The sequence below is a fragment of the Paraclostridium sordellii genome (assembly GCF_000953675.1).
GTDB lineage: Bacteria > Bacillota > Clostridia > Peptostreptococcales > Peptostreptococcaceae > Paraclostridium > Paraclostridium sordellii.
On sequence record NZ_LN679998.1, the window covers coordinates 1,047,509 to 1,065,252 of the forward strand.

Annotated in this window: 19 protein-coding genes and 2 pseudogenes; 17 read left to right on the plus strand and 4 right to left on the minus strand. The window is 27.4% G+C overall.

Translation table 11 applies throughout. The annotated features are described in order from the left end of the window. Positions 1–30: 30 nt before the first annotated feature. The 6 genes and pseudogenes from ATCC9714_RS05110 to ATCC9714_RS05135 all read left to right on the plus strand — a co-directional run bounded on the left by ATCC9714_RS05110 (position 31) and on the right by ATCC9714_RS05135 (position 4,567). Entirely contained in the window at positions 31–669 is a 639-nt protein-coding gene (locus ATCC9714_RS05110) for an alpha/beta fold hydrolase (RefSeq protein ID WP_057544640.1), read from the plus strand. A 57-nt stretch (positions 670–726) separates the two neighbouring features. Next, positions 727–1,164 (plus strand): annotated as a pseudogene (locus ATCC9714_RS05115) (hypothetical protein); the annotation flags it as partial. Between the two features lie 79 nt (positions 1,165–1,243). Next, the gene (locus ATCC9714_RS05120) at positions 1,244–2,290 is read left to right on the plus strand and encodes a BtrH N-terminal domain-containing protein (protein ID WP_057574298.1); all 1,047 of its coding nucleotides are present in this window, start codon (positions 1,244–1,246) and stop codon (positions 2,288–2,290) included. Positions 2,291–2,982: 692 nt separating this feature from the next. Beyond that, positions 2,983–3,174, plus strand: coding sequence for a helix-turn-helix transcriptional regulator (locus tag ATCC9714_RS05125; RefSeq protein WP_021123621.1), 192 nt, complete (start codon positions 2,983–2,985; stop codon positions 3,172–3,174). A 171-nt stretch (positions 3,175–3,345) separates the two neighbouring features. Further along, complete coding sequence (locus tag ATCC9714_RS05130; protein ID WP_057544642.1) at positions 3,346–3,870, plus strand: GNAT family N-acetyltransferase; 525 nt, start codon at positions 3,346–3,348, stop codon at positions 3,868–3,870. A gap of 121 nt (positions 3,871–3,991) precedes the next feature. Next, positions 3,992–4,567, plus strand: coding sequence for a helix-turn-helix domain-containing protein (locus ATCC9714_RS05135; RefSeq protein WP_057544643.1), 576 nt, complete (start codon positions 3,992–3,994; stop codon positions 4,565–4,567). 249 nt (positions 4,568–4,816) lie between these two features. Here ATCC9714_RS05135 and ATCC9714_RS05140 read toward each other — a convergent pair whose 3' ends face one another. Next, positions 4,817–5,023, minus strand: coding sequence for a DUF4177 domain-containing protein (locus ATCC9714_RS05140; protein ID WP_021123626.1), 207 nt, complete (start codon positions 5,021–5,023; stop codon positions 4,817–4,819). A gap of 278 nt (positions 5,024–5,301) precedes the next feature. On the opposite strand from ATCC9714_RS05140, the gene ATCC9714_RS05145 reads away from it, so the two are divergent. The 7 genes and pseudogenes from ATCC9714_RS05145 to ATCC9714_RS05175 all read left to right on the plus strand — a co-directional run bounded on the left by ATCC9714_RS05145 (position 5,302) and on the right by ATCC9714_RS05175 (position 11,611). Continuing rightward, positions 5,302–5,667, plus strand: a complete 366-nt coding sequence (locus ATCC9714_RS05145) for a hypothetical protein (protein ID WP_057544644.1) — start codon at positions 5,302–5,304, stop codon at positions 5,665–5,667. Between the two features lie 252 nt (positions 5,668–5,919). After that, the gene (locus ATCC9714_RS05150; RefSeq protein WP_057544645.1) at positions 5,920–6,960 is read left to right on the plus strand and encodes a S66 family peptidase; all 1,041 of its coding nucleotides are present in this window, start codon (positions 5,920–5,922) and stop codon (positions 6,958–6,960) included. Between the two features lie 169 nt (positions 6,961–7,129). After that, on the plus strand, positions 7,130–7,984 hold the full coding sequence (locus ATCC9714_RS05155; RefSeq protein ID WP_057544646.1) for an AraC family transcriptional regulator: 855 nt from the start codon (positions 7,130–7,132) through the stop codon (positions 7,982–7,984). A gap of 69 nt (positions 7,985–8,053) precedes the next feature. Continuing rightward, positions 8,054–8,755 (plus strand): MBL fold metallo-hydrolase, encoded by a 702-nt coding sequence (locus ATCC9714_RS05160; RefSeq protein WP_057544647.1) that lies wholly within the window; start codon positions 8,054–8,056, stop codon positions 8,753–8,755. Positions 8,756–8,928: 173 nt separating this feature from the next. Then, a pseudogene (locus ATCC9714_RS05165) lies at positions 8,929–9,374 on the plus strand (IS1595 family transposase); the annotation flags it as partial. A 259-nt stretch (positions 9,375–9,633) separates the two neighbouring features. Beyond that, positions 9,634–10,140 carry a hypothetical protein gene (locus tag ATCC9714_RS05170; protein WP_021123636.1) on the plus strand — a complete coding sequence of 169 codons (507 nt, stop codon included), beginning with the start codon at positions 9,634–9,636 and terminating at the stop codon, positions 10,138–10,140. A 250-nt stretch (positions 10,141–10,390) separates the two neighbouring features. After that, positions 10,391–11,611 (plus strand): PucR family transcriptional regulator, encoded by a 1,221-nt coding sequence (locus tag ATCC9714_RS05175; protein ID WP_244465159.1) that lies wholly within the window; start codon positions 10,391–10,393, stop codon positions 11,609–11,611. A 21-nt stretch (positions 11,612–11,632) separates the two neighbouring features. Here the strand turns inward: ATCC9714_RS05175 and ATCC9714_RS05180 are convergent, their stop codons facing one another. Together ATCC9714_RS05180 and ATCC9714_RS05185 are read right to left on the minus strand one after the other, a co-directional pair. After that, entirely contained in the window at positions 11,633–12,562 is a 930-nt protein-coding gene (locus tag ATCC9714_RS05180; protein ID WP_057544649.1) for a DMT family transporter, read from the minus strand. A gap of 27 nt (positions 12,563–12,589) precedes the next feature. Beyond that, a complete protein-coding gene (locus ATCC9714_RS05185; protein ID WP_021128518.1) occupies positions 12,590–13,345 on the minus strand; it encodes a creatininase in 756 nt (251 codons plus the stop codon). A 290-nt stretch (positions 13,346–13,635) separates the two neighbouring features. Between ATCC9714_RS05185 and codA the strand changes: the two genes are divergently transcribed. After that, positions 13,636–14,898, plus strand: a complete 1,263-nt coding sequence (gene codA, locus ATCC9714_RS05190) for a cytosine deaminase (RefSeq protein WP_057544650.1) — start codon at positions 13,636–13,638, stop codon at positions 14,896–14,898. Positions 14,899–14,966: 68 nt separating this feature from the next. On the opposite strand, the gene ATCC9714_RS05195 is transcribed toward codA, so the two are convergent. Beyond that, the gene (locus ATCC9714_RS05195) at positions 14,967–15,614 is read right to left on the minus strand and encodes a DUF305 domain-containing protein (RefSeq protein WP_057544651.1); all 648 of its coding nucleotides are present in this window, start codon (positions 15,612–15,614) and stop codon (positions 14,967–14,969) included. 256 nt (positions 15,615–15,870) lie between these two features. On the opposite strand from ATCC9714_RS05195, the gene ATCC9714_RS05200 reads away from it, so the two are divergent. The 3 genes from ATCC9714_RS05200 to ATCC9714_RS05210 all read left to right on the plus strand — a co-directional run bounded on the left by ATCC9714_RS05200 (position 15,871) and on the right by ATCC9714_RS05210 (position 17,402). Next, positions 15,871–16,149, plus strand: a complete 279-nt coding sequence (locus ATCC9714_RS05200; RefSeq protein WP_057544652.1) for a hypothetical protein — start codon at positions 15,871–15,873, stop codon at positions 16,147–16,149. Positions 16,150–16,243: 94 nt separating this feature from the next. Then, positions 16,244–17,020 (plus strand): nitroreductase family protein, encoded by a 777-nt coding sequence (locus tag ATCC9714_RS05205; RefSeq protein WP_057544653.1) that lies wholly within the window; start codon positions 16,244–16,246, stop codon positions 17,018–17,020. A 16-nt stretch (positions 17,021–17,036) separates the two neighbouring features. Beyond that, the gene (locus tag ATCC9714_RS05210; RefSeq protein WP_021123647.1) at positions 17,037–17,402 is read left to right on the plus strand and encodes an ArsR/SmtB family transcription factor; all 366 of its coding nucleotides are present in this window, start codon (positions 17,037–17,039) and stop codon (positions 17,400–17,402) included. Positions 17,403–17,744: the final 342 nt, after the last annotated feature.

A 17,744-nucleotide genomic window follows, 5' to 3' on the forward strand; every position in this document is an offset into this window, starting at 1 on the left:
AAAAAGGTATAAACGGGGAGGAACTACGTAATGCAACGTATACTAATTCATGGTCTAGGACAAAATTCATCAAGCTTTAATGAAACAACTTCATATATGATTGGACAAGACAATATTGTTTGTCCAGAGTTATCTTCATTTGTTAAGGGAGAAAACGTAGGATATTCAAATCTGTATAAAGCTTTTTCAGATTATTGTAATAGTATTTCAGAACCACTAGATCTATGTGGGCTTTCATTGGGGGCAGTTCTTGCATTAAATTATGCTATAGATAATCCTAAAAAAGTTAATTCATTAGTATTAATAGCGGCACAATATGAAATGCCCAAAACATTACTTAAGCTACAAAATATTGTTTTTAAGTTTATACCAGAGAAGTCATTTAAAAGTATGGGGATAAAGAAGAATGATTTTATTAAACTGACAAATTCAATGATGGATTTAAATTTTAATGAAGGTTTAAAAAATATTTCATGCCCAGTTTTATTGCTTTGTGGAGAAAAAGATAAGGCAAATAAAAAGGCTACAAAAAATTTAGCTGAAAGTATACCAAAAGCAGAAATGAAATTTATAAAAAATGCTAAACATGAAGTAAATAATGATGCTCCAGAGAAATTAGCAGATATACTTAATGATTTTTACTATGGAAAGCAGATAATAAAAGTATAGCTTGTAGGATATATAGGGTACTAACAATAGGCGCATTCATTTGAGCGTTCAATTAAACTTAATAAAGAGTTCAGAGAAGCACGGTTTAGCAAAAGGCATGTTGTCCACATTGTGAATATACCTTTGTAGTAAATAAAGGGATGATAAGAGGTCTTTCTATAAGAAAGAATGCCGAAAATGTAGGGGTAAGTGTTAAAACATCATTCTATATGAGAAATAAGGTTTTTGATTGTATAAAATCATTTGTGGGTGTTGGTGATATAGATGGTATAGTAGAAATGGAATGGTTATTTATAATGCACTTGAAAGACTTTATGATGGATGTACAGATTTAAAGGTGTTTCAACTAAATTCTTACCGAACTATGTGAGTGGGTACAAGTGGTTACAAAGTTTTAATACTGATAAAGAAGTTATAAAAAAGAATATATTGATACATAGCATAATTCCGTTTATAGACACAAAAATTGAAGGATATAAAAGTAGGGTTTACTAACTTTATTTAATTATACAAATATGACATAACGTTGTCTTATTATATATGTTACTATGGTAAAAAAAGGGGGGGACTGAAAATGAAGAAAATAATTGAGAATTTTAAACCTACAGGTGGTAAGCATTGTATTACAACTGCATTAAAACAAGTATTTAACTATTATGATTATCCGATAACAGAGGAAATGATTTTTGGTATTGGTTCTGGATTATCATTTTGTTATATAAATCTTGATAAATCACCTATGGTATCAGGAAGAACAAAACCTTTTGAATTTGAAAAAAAACTTGGGGAAAGACTTAATATTGAAATTAAATGCAAATCAAGTGGTAAGTATAAGTCTGCATTTGATAAAACCATTAAACTTTTAAATGAAGATAAACCAGTTTTGATATACGCTGATATGCCTTATCTTGATTATCTAAATTTGGATGAAGATAACCATTTTGGTGGACATGCTATAGTTATCTTTGGATACGATGATGAAAATGAAAAATTCTATATAAGTGATAGAGATAACTCTGACTACGCTATTAGAACCCCTAAAGGAAATATTTCAGAAGACTTTCATTTAGTGGCTTATGACCAAGTAGAGATGGCTCGTAATAGTAATCATAGACCATTTCCTGCTAAAAATAAATACCTCGATATAAATTTTAACGAACATACTACTATAACTAAATCTATAATATTTTCAGCAATAAATGAAACTTGCGAAAATATGTTAAATGCTCCAGCACAACTATTAGGATTGAATGGTATAAAGAAGTTTTCTAAAGAAGTTTTAAAGTGGGATAAATTTGATGATGTAAAACTTAATATAGCAGGTATTACTAACTATTTTCAAATAAGTGCTGATGGTGGAACAGGTGGAGGAATTTTTAGAAAAATGTATGGAGAGTTCTTAATACAATCAAGTAACATAATTGAAATCGAGGATTTTAAAGAGATAGGAAATAAATATATATCTGTATCAAATAAATGGGATAAGGTTGGAAATTTAATGTGGGAGTTGTCAGAAACATTGAATAGAAATCTTTTGAAAGAACTTTCAGTGTTGATAAAAGATATATATGACGAAGAATATACTATTTTAAGTAAACTAAAAGAAATTGTAAATAAATAGAATTATAAAAAATTTAGTACATATATCTTTTTACATAGGAGTATATCAATAATTTAATCTAACAGAGCCTGAAAATAATATATTTTGGGGAGTTGTTTCTTTGATGGCATCAGTAGTATTTTTTATAAATGGATACAAAAGAAATAAGAAACCTCGATATTAATAATAAAAAGTACTTACTTAAAATTAAGTGCTTTTTTAGTGTTCAAAAAACATCTGTTTTACTGGACATCCTTTTAAGCTATAAACTTTAAGATAATAAAAATTACTTAGAAATATAGAAAGATATGAACTATATACAAATAAAACTCACCTCCTAAAATGTAAAATACTTTTTACATTTTAGGAGGTGAGTTTTATAGATACTAATTTATCTAATATACAAATGTTTCAACTATATTCTGTCTATTTTGCTATGATATTTTTAGTAGTATCATTTATCTGTAGTATTTTTATGTTAATATCAATTTCAAAACAAGGTGATGAGCGAAAAAAATATATATTATCAAAGTCTTGTACACAATCCTTTTTAGTATATACAGGAATATTATTTATTGATGTAATATACACAATTTTCTTTGAAAAATACAGCAATTTTGTTATGGAAAATACACCTATAGTTTCTTTAGGGTTAATATCTATTATATTTACTGTGAGCATTTTTATTAATAAAAGGAAATATGGAAATTAATATGAATAATAATATTAAGAAGCTTCGTAAAGAAAAAAATATATCTCAAGAAAATTTAGCAAAATTATGTAATGTGTCAAGGCAAACTATAAATGCAATTGAAAACAATAAATATGACCCTACACTTTCCCTAGCTTTTCAATTGGCTAGTGTATTAGAAGTAACGGTAGATGAATTATTTATTTTCCAATAACATAACGATACTAAGTATTAGGAGTATTAAAGTTTAATGCTCCTTTTTAATATTAAAAAAACATCTGTTTTTTAGATACTTAATGAAATTTAAGTTCTGCTATAATTAATTTATATATTAAAGTAAATAAAGATGTATCGATAAATAAAAATTTAGGGAGGTATTTGTGAAATGGAGATAAAGTTAATAAAACCAACTTTAGAATATGCTAATGATATTATGAAATACAGGCGAGAGTTTCTAGAATTAGGGGATGATATGGCAGGATGTGGAAACCTAAGAGATTGTTCTACAGCAAAAGAATGGATTGATAGAATTGATTTACTTGAAAGTAAAACAACTTGCCCATCAGATATGGTAACTTCTAATACATATATAGCTGTTAGATTAACAGATAATAAAATTGTTGGAGTTATTGATTTTAGACATAACATTGATAATCATCCTATATTAAGTGTATGGGGAGGACATATAGGATACTCTGTTCGTCCATGTGAAAGAAAAAAAGGTTATGCAACAGAAATGCTTAGACAAAATATTATAAACTGCAAAGAATATGGATTAGATAAGGTACTTATAACTTGTGACTATGACAATGTATGTAGTGAAAAGGTAATACTTGCAAATGGGGGAGTATTTGAGAGTGATATAGAAGCAGATGGAACAATTAAAAAACGTTATTGGATAAAGTTATAAAAAATATAGGAGTTTTTACTATGTAAAACACTTTTGACATAGTGAAAACAGGCAATATCAAGTACTTTTGATAGAGAAAATTTACTTAAGGTCATAAAATTATATTGCAGGAGGGCATTGTATGGAGATTGGAAAACAAGTAAAAAAATATAGAACAGAGATGAAACTTTCACAAGATGAATTAGCTGAAAAGATATTTGTATCTAGGCAAACTATATCAAATTGGGAAAATAATAAAAACTACCCTGATGTGAAAAGTTTATTATTACTAAGCTCACTTTTTAATGTCTCTCTTGACGTATTAATTAAAGGAGACCTTGAAGAAATGAAAAAGGAAATTAAAACAGAGGATATTGAAAAATTCAAACATGATGGTAATATTTTTTCTATTTTGTTAATTACAACTATGGTGTCAGCTGTACCACTTAACAAATTCATGGGAAATGCAGGTTTTGTAATTTGGATTATCATTGCCATAGCATCAATGTATTATGCTATTAAAGTTGAAAAACATAAAAAGGATAATAATATCCAAACATATAGAGAAATACTTACTTTCATAGATGGAAAGAATATGGATGAAGTTCAAAAACATCAAGAGTATGGAAAGAGGCCATATCAGAAGTGTGCGATTGTAATAGGTGTTGCTTTATTAACAATAGTTATATCAATAATTATGGCATATATATTATTCTAATAGCTAAGTTTCAACTGATAGTAATATGTAAAATTAGACTAATAAATTATTATACTTAATAGTAAAGGGCAGTAATATTTAGTGCCCTTTTTTCTGTTAGGAAAAATAAAAAACAAACCTTAGTATTTTAAATATTCTAAGATTTGTTTTTTAAATTACTATAATTTATTTGTAATATATTAAGATTACAAATTATAATACCTATAAAGGCTATGTAATTATCTACAAGTGGTAATATTAAATTTGCAACTAATTTATTTCTTTCTCAAATACTATTTGATAACAATAGGGAATATACATCCCATTGCTATCTGATGGTGGAACAACTATCTGTTTTAATCTCCATCCATTCTTTGCTTCTTCATTAATAATGTTTTTGCATTTCTCAAAATGGTCGCCTTTTTTTATCTTAAACCCTTGTTTTAATGGTACTTCTATAAATTTATACTCAAACATATTATACCCCCATAAAATTATAACTTTCTATCCCCTTGTTAGCAATTTGGAACTTTGATTATATTATACATAATGTTTAAACGTTTTCCAATTATAAAATAATTTCGTTAATTAAAAGTGAAATATCTTATTTTAAGTTAGTTCAATAAATATATTGCTAATAGAAGTATCTGCACTTACTTAAAATTATGTGTTTTTTTAATGTTGTAATTTGCTAACTAAGTATCAAATAAAGCTATTATGTTTATGCTACAATTAATGTGAAAGGCGGTGGAAATATGGGACATAGAATAGTATCTAGCATTATTTGCTTTTTATTAGGAGTATTAAATATATTAATACCTATGCCAATAATACTTTCTTTAGCAGTTATAATCTTATCTGCATATTTAATTGATATAGTATTGTTAGCTACACCAATATTTTTAGGACTAAATATTCTTATGCCAAATTTACCAATAGGGTTTGGTAGTGATATATTTGTACTAAAGATTTTAGTAGCAATTGTATTAACTGGAGCAGGATATTACTTAAATAATATATTAAAGTCTTATGGGACAAAGTTCTTCTACTGGTTATTTGATTATGTGAAGAGAAGTGTTACATTTAGATTGTTTGATAATTATATTGTACGTAGCTCATAGGCAAAATACGTATTTATAGAAATGAGTAATATTTTTTATTACTCATTTTTAGTATTCAATAAAACATGTATTATCATGTATATTTATTATGGATGATAATTTTTATATTTTGTTTTAGAGATATATGAATAAAATTTAAGCGATAATATTAAGAAATCAGAACTAATCTTTGCCGTATGGATTGCTTTTTTCTTAATGTAATTTCTGTATCAAGTTCGATTAATCTTAAAATACAAATAAAGGGGAATATCAATGGAAAAGCTAATAAAACCAAAGGCACTTAAAAGAGGAGATAAAATAGCAACAGTAAGTCTATCTTGGGGAGGAGCAGGAGATGAAGAAATATTATGGAGATACAAACAAGGAAAGAAAAGATTAGAAGAAGAATTTGGATTTGAAGTTATAGAAATGGAAAATACTTTAAAAGGTAGTGACTATATATATAAAAATCCACAAAAAAGGGCAGAAGATTTAATGAATGCATTTAAAGATAAATCTATAAAGGGGATTTTTTCTTGCATTGGGGGAAATGAAAGTATAAGAATATTACCATATATAGATTATGATATAATAAGAAAAAATCCTAAAGTATTTATAGGATACTCGGACACAACAGTATCACATTTTATATGCTTGAAGGCTGGTATATCTAGTTTTTATGGGCCATCTGTATTAGCTGAATTTGCAGAAAATGTTAAGATGTTTGATTATACAAAATACTGGTTTGAAAAAGCTATATTTGATATTAATTCAATAGGGGAAATAATACCTTCTGATATTTGGACTAGTGATTATCTACCATGGGATATTAATAATAAAAACATACAAAGAAATACCTATAAAAACGAAGGATATGAAATATTACAAGGCAATGAGATAGTTAAAGGTCGCTTAATAGGTGGATGTATAGAAGTGTTAGAGATGATTAAAGGAACTGAAATATGGCCAGATAAAGATATATGGAAAAATTTAATATTATTTATTGAAACATCAGAAGATACACCAAAGCCTACATACTTAGAATATTGGTTAAGAAATTATGGTTCTCAGGGAATTTTGAATTTAGTAAAAGGGATAATAGTAGGTAAGCCTTATGATAATAAATATTATGAAGAATATAAACAAGTAATATTAAAAATAGTAAGAGATGAATTAGGGTTGAAACATGTACCGATTATATATAATATGAACTTTGGTCATACATCACCTATGATAACTATACCTTATGGATGTTTAGCAGAAATTGACTGTGATAAATCTATGTTTAAAATATTAGAACCTGGAGTTAGATAAAATATGCTTCCTAGAGTAAAGTATCACAAGTAGGAGATAAGGGCTCTTTACTATATTAAATAAATCGAATATGCTATAACTTGGATAAAAACCTCTCATATTTGTGCATCAAATGAGAGGTTTTTAAATTTAAAATTTATTATACTATTATTTGGGAGGAGATAGCTTAATGGAATGGTTAGAAAAACTAAATGAAGCACTACAATATATTGAAGGTAATTTAGATGGGGAAATTAAATATGAAAAAGCAGCTAATATAGCTTGTTGTACAACGTATCATTTTCAAAGGATGTTTTCATATATAGCAGGAACTCCTTTATCTGAATACATAAGAAACAGAAGATTAACAAAAGCAGCATTAGATTTACAAAATGGTGAGAAAGTAATCGATGTTGCAATACGTTATGGATATGAATCGCCAACAGCTTTTAATAGAGCTTTTCAAAAAATACATAATGTATCACCTTCAGTAGCACAAAAAGAAGGAACCTTTTTAAAAGCATATCCACCTATAAGTTTTAAAATAACTATAAAGGGCGTGGAAGAAATGGAATATAGAATAGTAAAAAAAGAAGAAATGAGAATAGTGGGAGCAAAAGCATTACTAGAGAAAAATGTTGAAGAGAATTTTAACACTGTACCAATGTTATGGCAAGAAGTAGCTCAAAGTGGAAAGATTATGGAAATAGCATCTCTTATGGGTCCAGATTCAAAAGGTGTATTAGGAGTTAGTGCTTGTATGGATTACTTAGATAAATGGGAATATTACATAGCGGTAGAAACAGATAAAGAAGCGCCAAAAGGATTGGAAGAATACACAATACCAGCATGTACATGGGCAGTTTTTCCAGGAGAAGGTCAAATGCCAACTGCAATTCAAGATATTGAAAAAAGAGCAATTACAGAATGGCTACCAACATCAGGATATGAATATGCAGATGCACCAGATATCGAACTATATTTAAATCAAGATCCAATGAATTCAAAGTTTGAAGTATGGATACCAATTAGAAAAAACTTATAAGTAGTATACAGGGGTAATAAGCTGAGTTATGATAAATTTAGAATTATAGTTTAAACGGGGGATTAATTTATGAATACTTTAACATTTTTAGGTAGAGGTTCGGGGTATCACTCTACAGAAGCTAATACATCAGCATATATTAAAGAAAATGAAACATTATTATTAATCGATTGTGGAGAAACAGTATTTAAGAAGATTTTAGAAAAAAACTTAATGGATGGAGTTAAACATGTGCATATATTAATAACTCATATGCATTCAGACCATGTAGGTTCATTAGGTGGATTTATTGGTTTTTGCTTTTGGAAATATAAAATAACATCAAAAGTATATTTTAAGGAAAAAGAAAAAATTAAATTTTTTTTAGAATTACTAGGATTAAAAGAGAACCAAGCTTTTGAAGTCCTAGACCCAAATAACAATAGAATTGAAGCTTTAGGATTAAATATAAATTGTAAATTAACTAAACATGTTGAAACACTTAATACCTATTCATACATTTTAAAATTTGATACAGGAAATAATATTTTTTATAGTGGAGATACTTATGAAACTAATATTGATATAGTTGAATTTTTGAAAGTTGGAAATTTAGTATATCATGATACATGTATTGATGATTCAAAAGGGAATGTTCATACATCATTAAGAAAGTTAAGTGAATTAGTTCCTAAAGAATATAGAAATCAGGTTTACTGTATTCATATTGATGGAGATAATTTTGATGAAGAGGCTAATAAGCAAGGTTTTAATATAGTTAATATTAAATAATAAATTATGTATGTTTATTTTATATTAGAGTTATCTAAATTAACAAAAAGGATGCTAATCTTTTAAGGATTGAGCATCTTTTTTTGATTTTAATTTCTATATTAAGACTTAATAGCTAAGCCTAATTATAATGAAATATAACCATACTAATTTAAAAATGTATATAATTTTCAAAATGGTTAGAGTATATAAAATGCATGGTTGCTGGATATTCAATAAGAAAATGTGCAGAAATAGTTGAAATAACTGTACCTACATCATTTGCTTGGAGACATAAGATTTTAGATGCATTAAGATTATACATAGGAACAGGTCATGTATCTGGTCTTGTTGAAGCAGATGAAACTTTCTTTAGATTATCATATAAAGGAAATCATAGTAAGAGTAAGGGGGTTACTATGCCTCGAAAACCTAATTTAAGAGGTCCAAAAAGTAAAAAATCTGAAAATGAAGAACCTAAACCAAGAGGTATATCAAGAAATCAAGTTGCTGTAATGTGTGCAATAGATAGAACTGGGAATATAATTTCAGAATTTTAAAAAAGTGGATGGATGGATTTAATGGTGTTGCAACAAAGTATTTAAATAACTATATGTATTGGTTTAAATGGATAGAGTTATGCATGTATAGGTTTTATTTGTTATATTATTCGTAATTGTTATATAATACGAAGTAATTTTATATAGTTTTAAATAAAATATCTATTAAAAAACATACATATTGGAAAAAATTTCATGATTGAAAGATTATTATAATATATGTTATTATAATAATAAGGATATAAGATTTGCGCGTATAATTGTTCAGCGCGAGCCTATGTAAATAGGCTCGCGCTTTATTTTTTGCTCAAAATAATAAAAGAAAAGAGGATGAACACTATGGAATTTTATATGAAATTACCACGTAACAAAAAAGAATTTACTTTATTTTTAGCTATTATCTCAATAATATCTGTAAATATAATAGCTCCACTTATTACTTGCTTTGAGGTGGGATTTAGCATGAAAGTATGGGCTAATACATTTAAAACAATGCCTTTAATATGGGTAAGTGTTATAATTTTAGTTTTATTAACTCATCAACCAGCATCATGGATGAAATCTAAAATTATTGCAAAAGAAGATAGCTTTAATGCTCACATTATAGTTGAAACATTATGTACAGTTTTCCTTATGTCAATATTTTTAACTGTAATAGGTACTTGGATAGGTACAGGTAAAATAAGTATGCAACCTATTTATACGTTCTTCTATAAATGGCCTAGAAACTTTGCAATAGCTTTCGCTGTAGAAACTAGTATTGCACAACCTATAGCAAGAATGGTTATGGTAAAAATTCATAAAGCTAATAATATCAACGATTATGAAATGAAGGATGCTAATTAATTTAAATAAAATTGATTTCTAATATTATATAAAGTGCTAAGTTATTCTATATTAGATTAACTTAGCACTTATTTTTTATCATAAAGATATAGACCTACACCGTTTATACAAAAGTTCACACCTTTAATAATATCTTATTTTTCAACATTATCTTTAAACATAGCGAAATAATAAAAACATTATAAATTGTATCAATTTAAAATTTATAATATAATTTAAAAGACAGATACTTTTAAATGAGAAAGAGGGAATGGGGTTTATGGCTATTTGTTGCAGGGATTTATTTCAACTTAAAAATTTTTCAAAAGCAAAACTACTGGCTGGGGAAAAGGGATTAAACCGTGAAATTTCTTGGCCTTACGTAAGAACGACAGAGTCTATTTCACAGTGGCTTTATGGGGAAGAACTGATATTTGTTATTTACACAGATTTGAGAACAGATGATGATAGCTTTTTATTACTTATAGAAGAATGTATTGAAAAAAAGCTTTCTGGAATTGTAGTTTTAATTGATGAAAAAGATATAGAAAGTATACCTAAAAATGTAATAGACAAGGCAAATGAAGAGGATTTTCCTATAATTGTAATGCCTTGGAATATTAAATTAATAGATATTACACAAGAAATATTATTTAAATTAGAACAAAAGCAAGAAGAAAAAAAGAATGCAAAGCGTTTTTTAGAATCAATTATCTTTTCTCAAGACCATCTACAAGAAGATATACATGCTCTAGCAGAATTTTATAATATAAAATTAAGGCCTTTTCACTATGTATGTATATTTAAAATCAAAACGCCATCCAATGCTTCATATGATTTAGAACAAATTAACAAACATATAATTCATTCACTAGAAGAAGCAATAAATACAGAAAATCAAACTTTAATTCCAATGGAATACGCAAACAACTTAATGTTTTTAATATTTACAAATGATTATAGCGAAGGGGAAAAATCAGTAGAAGCAGTAGAGGCTGTATTTAACCTTGTAAACTCTAGATATGCAGAAGTTGAAAATAGCTTAAGCTTTAGTCGGATAAGAGAATTAAATTCTGATATAAAAATAAGTTATAAAGAAGCATTTAAAGCTTTATCTATGATTGATATATACAATAGAGACTCAAAAATTATTAAGTATAAAGAATTGGGAATTATTAGGTGGTTAGTAGAACTTTCTGATATTAAAGAAATTCAAAGGTATTGTTATGAAAACTTAGGACCTATTTTAGAATATGATAAAAAACATGGAATGGATTTAATGGGAACTTTAAAATGTTACTTTCAAAACAATAGACATTTGTTAAAAACTTCCCAAGAACTTTTTATACATAGAAATACATTACTTTATAGATTATCAACAATTAAGGAACTTTTAAAAATAGATTTAGATGATGCAATGATAGATTTAGAACTTTTTAATAGTATATTAATTTATGAATTTATTAATCTTAAAAATAAAAAACCCCTATAAATACATAGGGGCTTTTTATTTTTAAACTTCTAATTCCATATTGGTTTCTGGTGGGTCATCTTTTGTATTTTCTTTTGCAAAAGATAGTATTAAGACTCCTGCAAAAATTAATATGCAGGCAACAATTTTTAGAGGTGTTACTCTTTCGCCTAATAATAAAACTCCAAAGATTACACTTGTTATAGGTTCAAAAGTACTTATAACAGCTGCCTCACTTGCTCCAATGTATTTTATACCAACTTGTAAAAGTGATAAGGCAACAACTGTACATAAAAATGCAAATATTGAAGATATAACCCATGACTCAGTTGTTAAAGAAGATAAAACAAGTTCATGAGTAGATATACCATAGAAAAACATACCTATACTTGAAGCAATAGCTACATAAAATGTTATTTTAAATGGAGATTCACCTTTTAGGCCACTTTTATCCATAAATATAATATAAAATGCATAAAATGCTCCTGAAGCTACTGCTAAAACTAATCCAAGTAATGTAGATGAATCAAAAGAAGCAGAATTTACTGATTCAACAAAGAAACATCCTATACCACACATAGCTATAATTAAAGCTATAATCTTTTGTTTGCTTAGCCTTTCATTAAAGAATAGTACACATCCAAGTGTTACAAATATTGGGTAAGTGAAGTGAATTGGAGTAACTATTCCTACATCTACATGAGCAAAAGCTATATTTAACATTAATGTTGTTATTGCATTTCCTACAAATCCTAATATTACTAAGTTTTTAAGTTGAGTTTTTGTTACTTTTAAATCAATTTTTAAGAATAAAACTATTAGTAATAAAAATGGTAAACTTAAAAAGTTTCTTAAAAAAGTTAATGTTACAGGATTACTTCCTCCAGCACCATAGGTCATAGGACCTAATGTAAAAGCGAAACCAAAGGTAATAGAGGATAGCATTGTCAGAACTATTCCTTTTAATTTCATAAATATACCTATCTCTTTCTAAAAGATTTATTTAAACGCCTCTTCAACTATTTTTACGATATTTGGAATAACATCGTCTACAATTATTTTTCCTCTTTCAGCTGAAGATGATTTAGCTGATGCAAGTATTCCAGTTTCAGGAACTATATCTTTTTCTATAGGATATCTAAAGTAAGTTGCTGGATTAGCATTTTCTGTATCTAATATTTTATCTTCTCTAACAAGTTCTGGTGCAAAATACATCATTAATGATGTTTCTGTAACAGCAGCATGTTCTAGAGCCCATCCTGGGAATTCAACTTCATCAAATACTTTATCTATTACATCAGGTGACATTGGATCCCACCAGTTAGTAAGAAGAAGTTTTACTTTATCTCCATATTTTGCAGAACAAAGGTCCATTGCTTCTATAATAAATGCTTCATTTTCAAAGTGAGCACTTAAAATAAATATTTTTGTAAATCCATCACGAACAAACTCATCAATTATATCCATTACTAAAGCTTGTAATGTAGCTCCATTTAAATCAATAGTTCCTGGGAATAATGGTCCCCCACCACTTAATGGTTTTGATTTATATCCATATGAAAGTGTTGGAGCAACTACACCATTAATTTTTTCAGCTATACGATAAGCAAACTCCTCTGCTAAAACAGCATCTACACAAGTAGGTAGATGAGGACCATGTTGCTCTGTAGCACCTATTGGTAATATAATTACATCATCTTTTTTCTTAGCAAATTCTTGCCATGTCATGTTTCTCATTTTAAATTTTTCGTACATAATAACGTCCCCCTTTTAAGTTAAAAAATTTTCCTTTTCCCTTAAGTACTTTTTATACAATGAGCTTTTTTATTTTCAAGAAATTTCATTGCACTATCAGTATATACTTTGGAAATGCCACATTACAATGTGCAAAAAATACAAATAAACATCCTAAAATATGTTCTTTATGTGCACAGTCATATTAAAGGATTATTGTATGATTAGTACAATGACTAGTGTATATTTTCATGTTAGACTTTGGATGTAACTAATGAAATATTAAAAATAATAGAAGGGGGATTATTAAAATGAATAAAAAATTATTTAAAAACGCTAGATTAAAAGGGAATGAAACATTAGTTGATTTACTTGTTGAAAATGGAAAATACAAAGAAATAGGTCCTAATCTTTCTAAAAGATATAAAGATGTAGAGACTTATGATTTAGAAGGAAATTTAGTTGTTCCACCTTATGTTGACCCACATATTCATCTAGATTATGTATATACAGCTCGTATGGATGGTGCAACTAATGGAACAGGAACTTTATTTGAAGGAATTCAAAGATGGTCTGAGACAAAATCAAAGATGACAGTAGATGAAATCAAAGAAAGAGCAAGAGTTGCACTAAAAAAAGAAATATTATATGGGACTCAATATCTTAGAACACATGTAGATGTAACAGATCCAAAGCTTACTTGTTTAAAAGCAATTATGGAATTAAAAGAAGAAGTAAAAGATTTAGTTGATATACAAATCATAGCATTTCCTCAAGAGGGAATGTATTCATATAAAGATGGGGATAAATTAGTAGAAGAAGCATTAAAAATGGGTGCTGATGTAGTAGGGGCTATACCTCACTTTGAATTTACAAGAGAAATGGGAGAAAAATCTGTAAAGAAAACTGTAGAACTTGCTATGAAATACAACAAGTTAATTGATATTCACTGTGACGAAACAGACGATGAACAATCAAGATTTCTTGAACTATTAGCTGCTGAAGCTTATATGAATGGAATAGGAGAACTTACAACAGCAAGTCATGCTTGTGCTATGGGTTCATATAATAATGCATATACTTTTAAACTATTTAAACTTTTAGCATTATCAAAAATCAACTTTATATCATGCCCAACTGAAAATATTCATTTACAAGGAAGATATGATACATATCCAAAGAGAAGAGGACTTACAAGAGTTAAAGAATTAAATGATGCTGGTATTAATGTTTGTTTTGCACAAGACTCAATTTCAGACCCTTGGTATCCACTTGGAAATGGAAACTTAATGAATATTCTAGATGCAGGAATTCATATTTGCCAGATGATGTCATTTGAAGAAATTAAAAATGCCCTAGATTTAATAACAGTAAATGGTGCTAAAACTCTTCATATACAAGATAAATACGGAATAGAAGAAGGCAAGGATGCCAACTTTATAGTATTAAATGCAAAAGATGAATTTGATGCAATACTAGAAAGAGTTGGAGTTAATTGTTCTGTTAGAAAAGGTGAATTCTTATTTAAAAGAGAGCCAGAAATAATTGATACAAAAATTTCACTATTAAAATAATTATAATAAAAAAGGATTAAGTCGGTGTTGGCTTAATCCTTTTTATTTATTAATTAATAAATTTATAACTACTTCATAGTCTTTAATAGATTTTTCATTTCATTAACACCTTGACTTTGAGTAGTTACAATATTTTCTGCAAGAGATTTAAGTTTAGCATTTTGAGTATATTTAAGAATGTTTTTTGACATAGCAATTGCACCTTCATGATGATAAATCATTTGTCTTAGGAATGTTTCATCAGCAGAGCCAGTTAAAGGAACGCTCTCCATTTCTTTAAACATAGTTGATTTTATTTCATCATAATTTTTTATATAATTTTGAGAATCCTCTTTTGTTGAAAGAGGTTCTTTTTCAAATTTAGCTTTTAACTGTTGCATTAAAGGAATTTGAGCTTCTTGAGAAGTAACAATGTTTTGGGCAATTTTTTTTACATCCTCATTAGTACCGTATTTTATAATAGCTTTTGCCATATCAATGCCACCTTCATGATGTGGTATCATTTCTAAAACAAAATCCAAATTTACATTACCTGTATTTTGGGCAGCATTCATGCCTTCTTTCATTTTATTAAAAATATCAGTATAAGCACTTTGGTAGTCTTTTGATTGCTCAGAACTTGAAGAAGGTGCTTGAGCAAATAAATGGTTTTGACTATAGACAGTGCCTACTAAGAGAGTAGCGAATAAAAATAAAGTAAAATAGAATTTTTTCATTTGATATTACTCCTTTTTAAAATTTACAAATAGTTTAGGTAATAATAAATAAAAATATGTGCTAAAGTGGAAAAGATACTGTTTACTATCCTATGATTAGATTTTCTATTTTAAATTATTAAAATGAAAATAAAAGCTTGATAAGTACTATAAATAAACTAAATTAGAGGGTATAGTGTTTTACTAGACTATAACTGATATACTTAAACTAACAATTAATACTTAGGGGTATTGTTTTATGAGAAGGGGTTAAAGGATGTCAAAGAAGACAAAAACAATTTGTTTTTTACTCTGTGTGCTATTTTTTACTGGCATTGAAACTGAAAAAATCATGTTAACAGGGAAAGTAATAGGAGCGAATATTTATGATACACATATAATTGTTGAGAATAATGGATATAGAAAAATTACAATAGAAAATCGTAACATAGCAAAAAATATAGGGACTTATTTAGGGGATAAAGTGAAAATCGAAAAAAAGACTAAATCTTGGCGTGGATATTTTCAAAGAAGTTACTATTGTATAGTAAAATAATTTAATGGTAAACAAATTCTTTACCAATGAAATTTTTAAATATTTAAATGCTATAATAGTTTAAACAAATAAACGAAAGGCAGATGAATATATTATGAAAAAACAACACATAATTGAAGTTAACAAAGACCTTTGTATTGGGTGTAGTCTTTGCAAAAATGATTGCCCAGTAAATAATATAATTATTAAAGATAAAAAATCAGTAATAAAAAATCAAGACTGTATAAAGTGTGGTCACTGTGCAGCAATATGTCCAACAGGAGCTATTACACTAACTGGATTTGATGAAGAACCAATAGAATATTCAAAACAACCTACTTTAAATCCAGATGAATTATTAATGGCAATTAAATCAAGAAGAACTATTCGTAAATTTAAAAATAAAAAAGTATCTGAAGAAATTATAAAACAAATTATTGAAGCAGGTAGATTTACCCCTAGTGCTAAAAATACACAAGATGTATCATACATTGTTTTAGATAATAACAAAGATAAGTATGAAAAAACTGCAGTAACATTTTTTAGAAAAATAAAACCAATTGTAAGTCTTTTTATGAAAAGTGCAAAAGAGGTTGAAATTGATGATGACTTCTTTTTCAAAAAGGCACCTATTGCAATAATGGTAGTAACTAAAGATAAAATTAGTGGCTCACTTGCAGCATCAAACATGGCATTAATGGCAGAGTCTTATGGTCTAGGGGTACTTTATAGTGGATTTTTTACAGTTGTAGCAAATCGTTCATCAAAACTAAAAAAAGAATTAAACCTAAAACATAACGATAATGTGGTTACAACTCTAGTTATTGGATATCCAGATGTTAAATATAGACGTAGCGCACAAAAAGAGACAGCTAATGTAAGATACTTATAAGTGTGAGGTAAATATTATGGAAAAAGAATGTGAAGAAAGATTAAAAGAAATAACATCAAAATTTAAACTATGTCAAAAGGCAATTTCTGCTATGGGTGATGAAACAAGGCAGTTGATTTTACTTACACTACTAGAAAGTGACTTTAATGGAATTAGAGTAGGGGAAATTACAAAAAAAACTCATCTTTCACGTCCAGCTGTATCTCATCATCTTAAAATACTTAAAGAAGCAGAAATTGTAAATGTACGAAAAGAAGGAACAAAAAACTTTTATTATCTAGATTCAAAGGAATCACAATGGAAAAACCTAACAGAACTAATAAATCTTATATTTATAGGAGTGCAACACATTAGTAAGTATGATACTAGAAAAGGTGAGTAAATCAAAAACATATAATTCCTTTAGCTTTAGGCATTTATATAAATTGCCTAGGGCTATTTTTTTTAGAAAAATACAGTATCATAAGTAGTAATATATTTATAAACTATATTATAATGAATTGCTATATTTAAGATAATAGAATAAATCAACTTTTTAAAAATTATCTTATAGAAATTACTACTTAAAAAAACTACTTTTTATATAATATTTGCCTTTAAGACTAAAAGCGTATTTTAAAATAATTCCAATAAGTGTATTTTTAAGTTAGTAGTTACAATTAGCTAAATTATAAGATATAATAGATTTAAAATATTAAAATAACAGTATAGTATATATCTATAG

Bases quoted from the DNA above. Each gene is read 5' to 3' on its own strand.
- ATCC9714_RS05145 (WP_057544644.1), top strand. From the start codon at position 5,302: ATGGGACATAGAATAGTATCTAGCATTATTTGCTTTTTATTAGGAGTA.
- ATCC9714_RS05180 (WP_057544649.1), bottom strand. From the start codon at position 12,562: ATGAAATTAAAAGGAATAGTTCTGACAATGCTATCCTCTATTACCTTT.
- ATCC9714_RS05135 (WP_057544643.1), top strand. From the start codon at position 3,992: ATGGAGATTGGAAAACAAGTAAAAAAATATAGAACAGAGATGAAACTT.
- ATCC9714_RS05140 (WP_021123626.1), bottom strand. From the start codon at position 5,023: ATGTTTGAGTATAAATTTATAGAAGTACCATTAAAACAAGGGTTTAAG.
- ATCC9714_RS05120 (WP_057574298.1), top strand. From the start codon at position 1,244: ATGAAGAAAATAATTGAGAATTTTAAACCTACAGGTGGTAAGCATTGT.
- ATCC9714_RS05130 (WP_057544642.1), top strand. From the start codon at position 3,346: ATGGAGATAAAGTTAATAAAACCAACTTTAGAATATGCTAATGATATT.
- ATCC9714_RS05160 (WP_057544647.1), top strand. From the start codon at position 8,054: ATGAATACTTTAACATTTTTAGGTAGAGGTTCGGGGTATCACTCTACA.
- ATCC9714_RS05110 (WP_057544640.1), top strand. From the start codon at position 31: ATGCAACGTATACTAATTCATGGTCTAGGACAAAATTCATCAAGCTTT.
- ATCC9714_RS05195 (WP_057544651.1), bottom strand. From the start codon at position 15,614: ATGAAAAAATTCTATTTTACTTTATTTTTATTCGCTACTCTCTTAGTA.
- ATCC9714_RS05205 (WP_057544653.1), top strand. From the start codon at position 16,244: ATGAAAAAACAACACATAATTGAAGTTAACAAAGACCTTTGTATTGGG.
- ATCC9714_RS05210 (WP_021123647.1), top strand. From the start codon at position 17,037: ATGGAAAAAGAATGTGAAGAAAGATTAAAAGAAATAACATCAAAATTT.
- codA (WP_057544650.1), top strand. From the start codon at position 13,636: ATGAATAAAAAATTATTTAAAAACGCTAGATTAAAAGGGAATGAAACA.
- ATCC9714_RS05175 (WP_244465159.1), top strand. From the start codon at position 10,391: ATGGGGTTTATGGCTATTTGTTGCAGGGATTTATTTCAACTTAAAAAT.
- ATCC9714_RS05170 (WP_021123636.1), top strand. From the start codon at position 9,634: ATGGAATTTTATATGAAATTACCACGTAACAAAAAAGAATTTACTTTA.
- ATCC9714_RS05150 (WP_057544645.1), top strand. From the start codon at position 5,920: ATGGAAAAGCTAATAAAACCAAAGGCACTTAAAAGAGGAGATAAAATA.
- ATCC9714_RS05125 (WP_021123621.1), top strand. From the start codon at position 2,983: ATGAATAATAATATTAAGAAGCTTCGTAAAGAAAAAAATATATCTCAA.
- ATCC9714_RS05155 (WP_057544646.1), top strand. From the start codon at position 7,130: ATGGAATGGTTAGAAAAACTAAATGAAGCACTACAATATATTGAAGGT.
- ATCC9714_RS05185 (WP_021128518.1), bottom strand. From the start codon at position 13,345: ATGTACGAAAAATTTAAAATGAGAAACATGACATGGCAAGAATTTGCT.
- ATCC9714_RS05200 (WP_057544652.1), top strand. From the start codon at position 15,871: ATGTCAAAGAAGACAAAAACAATTTGTTTTTTACTCTGTGTGCTATTT.